This window comes from Mycobacterium sp. (assembly GCF_049608025.1).
Classification (GTDB): Bacteria; Actinomycetota; Actinomycetes; order Mycobacteriales; family Mycobacteriaceae; genus Mycobacterium.
Window position 1 is genome coordinate 72,334 of sequence record NZ_JBMYXC010000015.1, and the last position, 9,865, is coordinate 82,198.

Below are 9,865 nucleotides of genomic sequence, written 5' to 3' on the forward strand. Positions count from 1 at the left end.
GTCAGGACGGCTGCCGTGCCACGATCACCGGAGCTTCGGCCGCCTCGACCACCGATGCGCTCACTGAACCGAGCATCATTCTGGCGAATCCACCGCGGCCGTGGCTTCCCACGACGATGAGCTGTGCCCGGTCGGATTGGTCGACCAGCCAACTGCCCGCCCCTTGCCGGATCAGCGTGGGTGTCACGTGGACGTCCGGGTACCGGTCCTGCCAGCCCGCGAGGCGCTCGCTCAGTGCTTCTGCGCCTTCCTGCTCGTCGATCGTCCAATTGAGGTGTGTGCCCGAAGTGAGACGATCGGCCCACGCGTGCATGGCGATCAACGGAGCGTGCCGATGCGTAGCCTCGTCGAACGCGATCGCGGTGGCGAGCTCCGAGGTGGGCGAACCATCGACGCCGAGCAGGATCGGTGCATAAACGTCGGGCTCAGCACGCTCCTGGGGAATCACCGCAACCGGACGGTGGGCGTGACGTACCAGTCCGCTGCTGACCGAGCCGAGCGTCATCCGGCCCAGTGATCCTCTGCCGCGGCAGCCCACCACCACCATCCGCTTGTCCTGTGATGAGTCGATCAGGGTGGCCAGCGGATGGCCGAACATGAACTCCAGGTGCACCTCGCGCAGCGTGCGGTCGCCGAGCTCTTCGTCGATGAGCTGCTGTGTGGCGGCGAGAATCTGGTCGCCTTCGTCGCGCTGCGCGCGGCGATGCTCCACCAGCACCTCGGTTTGGGAGCTGCGCGAGTCCTGGTGCTCGGCGACCGCCAATACCGTCAGGGCTTCGCCGTGCATCGCGGCTTCCCGAACTGCCCACCGCACGGCGGCATCGGAGTACGGGGAACCGTCGACACCGACCAGAATTCCGGAACTATCTGCGGTCCATGTCATCTCGCTACCTCCGCGGGCGTTCCGGGTGCCTGTCGCAGGACGGTGCTCCGCCCCGTGACCCAACACCTCTTGAGTTCAATGCTTGGGCAACGGCCGCCGCAAGTCAATGCTTGCGCAACGGGCGCCGCAAGTCTGGAGTACTAGGTCACATCATCGGGCGCCGTTGGTCCCGGAGAATTGTTGGTCCCGGAAACTATCGCGTCTGCGCTCAGAACCGGCCGCCGCCACCGCCGTAGCTGCGGCCCGATGACCGAGACGATCCGCCGTAGGACGTGGGGCGCCCGGAGCTGCGTCCGCCTCCGAAACCGCCGCCGAAGCCCCCGAAACCCCCGCCGAAGCCGCGACCGAGACCGCCGCGGCCACCACGCATGGCGCCGCCGAGGATGTTGCCGATCAGGATGCCGCCGATGACCGCGCCGATATCCGAGCCGCCGCCGCGGCGCCCACCGCCCCCACCCCAGCCCGACGTGTAGGAGCGTTGGGCCGATCGCACGTCTGCGTTGGCCAGCGACTGTGCCTGCGCGGCGAGCATCGATGCACCATTGGCGTGTGCGACGGCCTCGCTGAGGTTGGTCGCCTTCTTGTCCCGGGCTGCCTGCAGCTGGCGGACCGCTTCGGCCAGTCGCGTGCGGGCCTCAGGACCGATGCTGCCGCGCCTGGTGTCGATGAAATCCGAAACCCCTCGGACCCGGGACTGGGCGGTCAGCAGTGCTTGGTCGTAGGCGCGGTTCAGCCGTTCGACCGCGGCGCGTTCCTCGGCGATGCTGGCCAGTAGCCGGTCGAGATCGGCATCGGCCTTGGTCAGCCGGGTGAACACGCCCAGGGGATCGGTGCCGCCATTTCGCTGGGCGTCATCGACGGCCTCGGTCGCCGCGTTGCGGGCTGCCTCCAACTCCGCTCGCTGCGTACTGTTGCCCCGCCCCAATTGTGCTGCGGCCTCGGCGATGCCGTTCTGGATGTCGGTGATCGCCGAAGGTAGGGCGCCCACGGCCCGGTTGATGTCGGTGCCCACGGAGTCGATCGCGTCGAGCAGCGAACGTGCCTGGCCCAACGATGATTCGGCCGCGTGAATCGCATCGACGAGTCCGGTCTGCTGACCGGTCGGCCGAGCGACGAGGTCCCTGGCGCTGCTGATACTGCGGTCGGCGAAGGCCAGCCGTTCTTTGGCGGTCGCTGGGTTGTCGGCGACCGACGTCAGCGCGGCGGGGTCGAACTGGTTGCGCAGCGCCGCGAGGGCCTGCTCGGACGGCGCCATGCGGGCGGTGAGATCGACCATGTCCCGGGTCAGTCCGTCGAGCCGGCTGGGTGCGTGGATGACCAGGTCGCGCAACTTCTCGAAGGCGTCGCTCTGGGCGTCGAGCTCCTGGTCGGCCTTCGCGGCGGCGACGATCACCCTGGTCAAGAGGTCACGGCGTTGCTGGGGTGTCTCGGGCACCGTGTCATCGAGGATCTGACGCACATTGAACGCCTGGGCCAGTGTCTTTCGGGCAGTGCCGACCGCCCGACTGAACGGCTCCGTCCTGGCGTCGCCGAATTCTTGGACAGCCAGAGCCAGTTCGCTTTCACTGGTGCGCACCGCGTTGTCGACATCGACGACGATGGCTTTGCTCAGGTCGTCGAGCGCATCGATGGGCACCGCCGCCAGCGCGCTGGGATCGGCGGGATCCACTCGCCGGGCCGCGGCGAACTCGGCCTCACGGCGCTTGACTCGCCGGCGCCGCATCCACAGCCACAGTACGAGCACCGCGACGCCCAGGACCGCCATCACGGTCAAGAACGCGGGCCACGAGATACCTGAACCAGTGCCCGTGGAAGAGCCCGACGCGGCTGCGGTTCCCATGCCGTCGGCGGCGGCTACCGCCGCGCCGGCCAGGTCGTCGTCTCGCAGCGCCGGCTCGATCACATCCCGCTGCAGCTTGTTGGCCTTGGTCTGGGACATGATAGCCAGGGGTACCTGGAAGGCGTAGGCGCGTTCCATCGTGGCCACCGCCAGCAGGGCGTCGCGGTCCCCGAAGTCGCTGAGCCGCATCGTGGTTTGCGCCCAGGCCTGCGCCGACTGCCCGAAGGTGTCGACGTACACCACCCAGAGGCGAATGCGTTCTTCGTCGTACAGTCGGGACACCGCGTCTTCTACTTGCGCGCGCTGCACCGGGGACAGCGCGCCCGAGTCGTCCGTGACGTAATCCGGGATGCGAAAGGGCGGCTCCGCGGTTGCGACCGGCGCGCAGAGAAACCCTGAGATCAGGACAGCGAGCAGCATGCTCAGCAGGCGGGGGACGTGCATGAGGCCAATCTAGTGCCGCGCACCTGCGCGGCAGCTATTACCGGGTGATCGGCCTGGCAGACTGTGCGTCGGTGCCCACTGATCTCACGCAATGCGATCCATACAGCGAGTTCGACCGTCAGCGTCTGGTGGTCGAACCCCCCAAGGGTGCCGCGTTGCCGGGCACGGCCACCGAGCACCGCACCGGCTTCGCTCGCGACCGCGCGCGAGTGTTGCACTCCGCGGCGTTCCGCCGGTTGGCCGACAAGACCCAGGTGGTCGGCCCGCGGCAGAGTGAAACGCCGCGGACCCGGCTGACGCACTCACTAGAGGTGGCTCAGATCGGCCGGGGCATGGCAGTAGGGCTGGGCGCCGACCCCGATCTCGTCGACCTGGCCGGACTGGCGCACGACATCGGCCACCCGCCCTACGGGCATAACGGGGAACGGGCGCTCAACCAGCTCGCGGAAGAGTGCGGTGGGTTCGAGGGCAACGCGCAGAACTTTCGCATCCTTACCCGGCTGGAACCCAAAGTTCTTGACAATCCGGGAGCTCGGCCCCGCAGCGCGGGACTCAACCTGACCCGTGCCGCGCTGGACGCGGTGACGAAGTATCCGTGGTGCCGATCATCGACGGGCGGCAAGTTCGGCTTCTACGAAGACGACGCCGCAGCGGCAGATTGGGTCCGCGGCGACGCGCCCGATCGCAGGCCCTGCCTGGAAGCGCAAATCATGGACTGGGCCGACGACGTCGCCTACTCGGTACACGATGTCGAGGACGGCGTGACCTCCGGGCGTATCGATCTGCGGGTTCTTGCCGATGACGGCGCGGTGAACGCATTGGGTCGGTTGGGGCAGTCGCACGGCATGGGTGGCGGGTTGGCGGCGGCGGACCTGGTCGAGGCGGCCGGTCGGCTGTCGTTGCTGCCCGCGGTGGCCGGGGTCGGCAAGTACGACGCCACGCTGTCGTCGGCGGTGGCGCTCAAGACGATGACCAGCGGACTGGTCGGCCGATTCGCGTCATCGGCCATTGCCGCCACCCGCAACGCCTGCGGTCCGGGTCGATTGGTGCGCTATTCCACCGATCTGGAGGTGCCCACGCTGGTGCGCGCGGAGGTGGCGGTGCTGAAGATTCTCGCGCTGCAGTTCATCATGTCCGACCCTCGGCATCTGGATGTGCAGGCGCGGCAGCGCGAGCGAATCGAGGCGGTGGTCCAGTTCGTGCTGGCCGGAGCGCCGGAGACGCTGGATCCACTGTTCGTCCCGGACTTCATGGCCGCCGCCGATGACGGGGCGCGGATGCGGGTGGTTATCGACCAGGTGGCCTCGATCACCGAAGGTCGTCTGGAGCGGCTCGAACCCGCGTAGGCGCTCCCGTCGCGGGCTCTAGACTGGCCGGGTGGCAGGCGACGGGACGCGGGGACGGGGCAGGGTCCCCGATCGCGATATCGCCGCCATTCGGGAACAGCTCAACATCGCGGATCTCGTCGGCGAATACGTTCAGCTGCGGCGCGCGGGCGCGGATTCGATGAAGGGCCTTTGCCCCTTCCACGACGAGAAGTCGCCCTCGTTCCACGTTCGGCCCAACCACGGGCACTTCCACTGTTTCGGCTGCGGTGAAGGCGGTGACGCCTACGCCTTCCTGCAGAAGATCGAACACGTCAGCTTCATCGAAGCCGTCGAACTGCTCGCCGACCGTGTGGGCTACACCGTCACCTACACCGGCGGCTCGACCACAAACGTGCAGCGCGACCGGGGCAGCCGCAGCAGGCTGCTGGCCGCCAACGCCGCAGCGCAGGAGTTCTACGCCGCGGCGCTGCAGTCCGACGAGGCCGCCCAGGCGCGGCAGTACCTGATCGAGCGTGACTTCAATGCCGACGCCGCCGCAAAGTTCGGCTGCGGATTCGCGCCATCAGGCTGGGAGACGCTGACAAAGCATCTGTTGCGCAAGGGTTTCGAGTTCAAGGAGCTCGAGGCGGCGGGGTTGTCCAGGGAGGGGCGCCGCGGCCCCATGGATCGTTTTCACCGCCGGTTGCTGTGGCCGATCCGGGCCGGCGGCGGGGAAGTCATCGGGTTCGGTGCCCGACGGATCTTCGACGATGACCAGATGGAAGCGAAGTACGTCAACACCCCCGAGACCGTGTTGTACAAGAAATCCAATGTGATGTTCGGCCTCGATCTGGCCAGACGCGACATCGCAAAGTCGCACCGCGCCGTGGTCGTCGAGGGCTATACCGACGTGATGGCCATGCACCTGGCCGGCGAGACGACAGCCGTCGCATCCTGCGGGACCGCTTACGGGGACGGGCACCTGGCGCTGCTGCGGCGACTGATGATGGACGACAACTGGTACCGCGGCGAGTTGATCTTCGTGTTCGATGGCGATGCGGCCGGCCAGGCAGCGGCGCTGAAGGCATTCGACGGAGACCAGCAGGTCGCCGGAAAGTCCTTCGTGGCAATCGCTTCCGATGGCATGGATCCGTGCGATCTGCGGCTGAAGTCCGGCGACGGTGCGCTTCGGGATCTGGTGGCTCGCCGGATTCCGATGTTCGAGTTCGCGATTCGCAGTCTCATCCCCGACGGCGATGTCCTGGACAACGACCCGCAGGCGCAAGTTGACGCGCTGCGCCGTTGCGTGCCGTTGGTCGCCAGGATTCGGGATTACGCGCTGCGCGACGAGTATGCACGCAGGCTCGCGGGATGGACCGGATGGCGCGATGAAGGCCAGGTGCTCAACCGGGTGCGTGAAGAGGCGAACAAGCGCGGTATGCCGCTACGGACCCGCCGTCGCGGCGCTCAGGCCGAGGCGGCCCAGTCGCCGGGGCCTCGCCCAGCAGGAGAGGGCCCAGCAGGAGAGGGCCCAGCAGGAGAGGGCCCTGCAGGAGAGCCCGGCGCGGCCCGGCCGGACCCAGCCGACCCCGGGCTGTGGCCGCAGCGCGAGGCGCTCAAGTCGGCGTTGCAGTATCCCGCCCTGGCCGGACCGGTCTTCGACTCGCTGGCAGCGGAGAGCTTCACCCACGCCGGTTACGCGGCTGTTCGGGTATCGATTGAAGCCGCCGGCGGCACCGCGGCCGGGATGACCGGCGCGCAATGGATCGAGGCGGTGCGGGATCAGGCTGCCTCACCCATGGCGGCCGGTCTGGTCAATGAACTGGGCGTCGAGGCGATCAACGCCGATGACGAGAAGTTGCCGCGGTATATCGGCGGTGTGCTGGCCCGACTGCAGGAAGTGTGGATCGGCCGCCAGATCGCCGAGGTGAAGTCGAAACTGCAGCGCATGTCGCCGGTCGAACAGGGGGATGAGTACCACGCGCTGTTCGGCGACCTGGTGGCCATGGAGGGCTATCGGCGTGGGCTGCTCGAACAGGCCAGCGGTAACGACCTGACTGCATGAACCGACAAGAAGGGTATGCTGGGCGTGCTGTCGGGCATATTTGAGGTCAGGCATAGTCGAGAAGGTGAGCTGGTGATGTTCGTGAACGCGATCCGAAACGGGGGCACCCGGTTGATTGCGGGGGCCTTCGCCGCCGCAGCCGTGGCCGTTCCGCTCTACACAGCCCTGGCCAGCACTGATGCCCCACCGCAGGTGACCGCTGGTCCGGCTTGCCTGGCCTGGTTCGGCAATCAAGAAGACGGCAATTGCATGGGTTACTCCAACGGCGACGGTTTCATGATCGGCAGCCCGAACGTCGGGTTCGGTCCGTACGGGCTCGGCGTCTACACCGGGCCCCTGCTCCCCGGAGGCTCCTTCTCGCGCGACTTCGGCTAGCGGGTTTTCTCTACCGGCTGGTGCGGCTCGAATACTTCGGTGCCCGGCTCGATCTGTGTGAGCTTCGCCATCGCCGGGTCGGGTGATACTCGATCGGCAATTCTGCGCCGCCCCGCGTCGATCACCGCCTTGGCCGCCGGGCTGCCGGTGACGGCTTTGTACGTCCCGGCGATCTGTTCGTAGCGCTGCTTACCTGCCTTGGTGCCCAGCACATAGCCCACGGCCAAGACAGCGACATACCCGATCACAGGGCTCCTCCTCAAGCGATATTGGTGGACAATGCGATATTCGTGGACTACGTGACAGTCCTCTTTCGAGTTCGTTCCGGTCCCATCCTGCCCTACCCCGCCGCACCGCGGGCACTGCGCGCCCGGCCGGGAGCTTATTGGCACCTCGCAGGAACGGTAAGCTAAAGTGCTCTCTGATCCGCGGCGCACCTACTGCGGCAGTGCAATCCCCTGTAGCTCAATTGGCAGAGCATTCGGCTGTTAACCGAAGGGTTGCTGGTTCGAGTCCAGCCGGGGGAGCCAGTATTCGCACAGGTCAACATTTTCACACGTCAACCGATTTTCACACGTCAACCGCCCGTTCATCCTTTGGCGAGGCGACCGTCCTTGATGATCGCGGTGAAGGTCTCCTCAGGTCGGGTGATCAGCGAAATGTCGGCGACGGGGTCGCCGTCGACCAGAATCAGGTCGGCGAACGCGCCCTCGGCAACCACACCGAGCTGTCCGGGGTAGGGGTTGCGTGGTCCAGACATCGCCAGCAGTTCGGCGTTGCGGATCGTGGCTTGCTGCAGCACCTCGGCGGGTGTGAACCAGCGAGTGAGTTTCGCCAGTTGGGCACCTTGGCGGCCGGCCAGTTTGGCGTCGAACAGGGTGTCCGTTCCGAATGCCAGCTTGACTTGGTGTTTCTTCGCCAGCCCGTATGCGTTGTCGGTACCGGCAACCATCTGCACGAACTTGGAACGGTTCGCCGGGGGCAGCGGCATTGCGTCCTCGTCGTCAAGAAACGGCTGCAGGCACCACCAGATGTCTTTCTCGGCAAGCAGTGCGGCGGTCTCTTCGTCGATGAGTTGTCCGTGTTCGATGCAGCGGACACCGGCGGCGACGGCCGTCCGGATCGCGCGGGGGGTGTAGGCGTGCACCGTGACGTAGGTGCCCCAGTTCTCGGCCACCTGTACCGCGGCCCGCATTTCTGCTTCGGTGTACTGGGTGACGTCGAGCGGGTCGTAGTTTGACGCGCAGCCGCCGCCGGCCATGAGCTTGAGCTGCGATGCGCCGCGGCGCAGTACCTCGCGTGCGCCTCGCAGTACCTCGGCTTCCCCGTCGGCGATGACTGCGGCACCGATGATTTCTGTGTAGCTCAGGTGCCCGGCCACCCCTCGAGGCGTTTCATTCGGCAGCCGGAAGTCGCCGTGCCCGCCGGACTGGGAGATGAACGCGCCCGCCGGGAAGATCCGGGGGCCGGGGATCACGTCCTCGTCGATGGCCTGTTTGATACCGAAGACCGGCCCGCCGACATCGCGGACCGTGGTGAATCCCCGCAGTAGCGTCTCCCGGGCACCGACCACCGCCTTGGCGAACAGGTAGCCGACCTCGCCGAGCAGAGCCACATCAGTGGGAATGGTGGCGAACGCCGCATGCCAGTGCGCGTCGATCAGCCCCGGCATCAGCGTCTTGCCGGTGCCGTCGATGTCGACATCGCCCGCGAATTCGGTTGAGCCCGAGGGTGTTAGCGACGTTATCCGCCCTTCCTGGACGGCAATGTCCACCGGTCCGGTGACCCGGCCGTGGACACTGTCGAACACATTGGCGTTGCGGATAGCGAGCTTCGGGGATTCCAACCTCGACTCCCTTGTCTCGACAGCGGCAGCTGTCAGTCGGATCGCGTTCTATCTAGTAATCTGATGGGCTTTTTGTGCAGCGCGTGGATAACTGTAGCGCCCTGCCGACCACGCAGCCGTTGATCCGGATTGGATTTCCGTTCGCTGCGGCGACGCAAGGTGCAAATGGCGGGAATCCACGTTTTCCAGACGGATTCTTCCGGCTGAGTTACGGTCTGCAATCATGAATTCCTTCAACGTTTTTCTTACCCGTGCGGTAGTCGCCTCCGCGGGCATGTCCATTGCCGCCGTCGGATTCTCCGGTGTCGCGGCTGCCCAGCCTCCGCCGCCTCCAGCGCCTCCGATCAACCCGGACGCGGTACCTGCCGCTCTGCTCGACACCAACTGTTCCCTCGATCAACTCCTGGCCGCGACGAAGGCTGTGGAACCCATGACTTACGACGCATTGATCGAGCGGTACAACTCTGAGCCATCGTTTCTGCAGCCCGCGATTATCAATCACCTGAATCTGCTGTTGGAAAAGAGTCCCGCAGATCGGCAGGCTGAGGTCGACGAGTTGGCGGTGATTTTCCCGCAATTCGTGCCGCTGTTCGCCACCTCGGAAGCGAACGCCGAAGAGATTGCGGATAAATGCCCGACATTCCCGGCCGAAGATCCCTCCTTGCTCGCCCCGCCCGCTTGATCCCCTGAAGGTTCCGGGGGTCTGAGGCTTCGCTCAGGCCCCACAGAACTCAGCTTCACCGGTGGTTAAGTGCCGGGTGCGTCGATCCCCAAAATTGTTGCCGATGAGCATGATTCAGACGGCCACCGCAGGGTTCAGCTTGTAGTCCTGCCGTGCAACGGCGCGGTGGCTTTGCGGTGCGACCGTGAACTCACAGCGAACACGGAGGGCAAGTCGATGGAGGATGCCGGCAGCCTTGGTGGCGGAGTCAACCGCCGTGGTGGAGTCAGTAAGTCCCGGCGCTACCTACTCGGTGCGATTCCGGCGGTGGCGCTGGCGGCGGGGTGCCGGGTCGGGTGGCGTGGCCGCGTGTCCCCAGCAAGGCAGCGCTCCGTGCTGTTGGCACACACCCGGGGCTCCGCGGCTGAGTGCTCCCCCTCGTGC

The 9,865-nt window shown here is 66.4% G+C and carries 9 protein-coding genes and 1 tRNA gene; 6 read left to right on the forward strand and 4 right to left on the reverse strand.

Annotated elements, in window-relative coordinates; translation table 11 throughout:
• Position 1: 1 nt before the first annotated feature.
• Both ACPGXI_RS07820 and ACPGXI_RS07825 read right to left on the reverse strand, forming a co-directional pair.
• A complete protein-coding gene (locus ACPGXI_RS07820) occupies positions 2-883 on the reverse strand; it encodes a universal stress protein (protein ID WP_526651503.1) in 882 nt (293 codons plus the stop codon).
• A 208-nt stretch (positions 884-1,091) separates the two neighbouring features.
• On the reverse strand, positions 1,092-3,167 hold the full coding sequence (locus ACPGXI_RS07825; protein WP_526651505.1) for a TPM domain-containing protein: 2,076 nt from the start codon (positions 3,165-3,167) through the stop codon (positions 1,092-1,094).
• 71 nt (positions 3,168-3,238) lie between these two features.
• Between ACPGXI_RS07825 and ACPGXI_RS07830 the strand changes: the two genes are divergently transcribed.
• From ACPGXI_RS07830 to ACPGXI_RS07840, 3 genes are all read left to right on the forward strand, one after another.
• Positions 3,239-4,513: a deoxyguanosinetriphosphate triphosphohydrolase gene (locus ACPGXI_RS07830; RefSeq protein WP_526651507.1), complete on the forward strand. Its 1,275-nt coding sequence runs from the start codon at positions 3,239-3,241 to the stop codon at positions 4,511-4,513.
• Positions 4,514-4,544: 31 nt separating this feature from the next.
• On the forward strand, positions 4,545-6,539 hold the full coding sequence (dnaG, locus tag ACPGXI_RS07835; protein ID WP_526651509.1) for a DNA primase: 1,995 nt from the start codon (positions 4,545-4,547) through the stop codon (positions 6,537-6,539).
• Positions 6,540-6,614: 75 nt separating this feature from the next.
• Positions 6,615-6,914, forward strand: a complete 300-nt coding sequence (locus ACPGXI_RS07840; protein ID WP_526651537.1) for a DUF7155 family protein — start codon at positions 6,615-6,617, stop codon at positions 6,912-6,914.
• On the opposite strand, the gene ACPGXI_RS07845 is transcribed toward ACPGXI_RS07840, so the two are convergent.
• Positions 6,911-7,162 (reverse strand): hypothetical protein, encoded by a 252-nt coding sequence (locus tag ACPGXI_RS07845; RefSeq protein WP_526651511.1) that lies wholly within the window; start codon positions 7,160-7,162, stop codon positions 6,911-6,913. The genes ACPGXI_RS07840 and ACPGXI_RS07845 overlap by 4 nt on opposite strands.
• 206 nt (positions 7,163-7,368) lie before the next feature.
• On the opposite strand from ACPGXI_RS07845, the gene ACPGXI_RS07850 reads away from it, so the two are divergent.
• Positions 7,369-7,444 (forward strand) — tRNA-Asn (locus ACPGXI_RS07850).
• A 59-nt stretch (positions 7,445-7,503) separates the two neighbouring features.
• Here the strand turns inward: ACPGXI_RS07850 and ACPGXI_RS07855 are convergent.
• Complete coding sequence (locus ACPGXI_RS07855) at positions 7,504-8,760, reverse strand: metal-dependent hydrolase family protein (protein ID WP_526651513.1); 1,257 nt, start codon at positions 8,758-8,760, stop codon at positions 7,504-7,506.
• Between the two features lie 223 nt (positions 8,761-8,983).
• On the opposite strand from ACPGXI_RS07855, the gene ACPGXI_RS07860 reads away from it, so the two are divergent.
• Both ACPGXI_RS07860 and ACPGXI_RS07865 read left to right on the forward strand, forming a co-directional pair.
• Positions 8,984-9,442 (forward strand): DUF5078 domain-containing protein, encoded by a 459-nt coding sequence (locus ACPGXI_RS07860; protein ID WP_526651515.1) that lies wholly within the window; start codon positions 8,984-8,986, stop codon positions 9,440-9,442.
• A 69-nt stretch (positions 9,443-9,511) separates the two neighbouring features.
• Positions 9,512-9,865, forward strand: a 354-nt coding sequence (locus ACPGXI_RS07865; RefSeq protein ID WP_526651517.1) for a hypothetical protein, incomplete at its 3' end; no start/stop codon positions are given.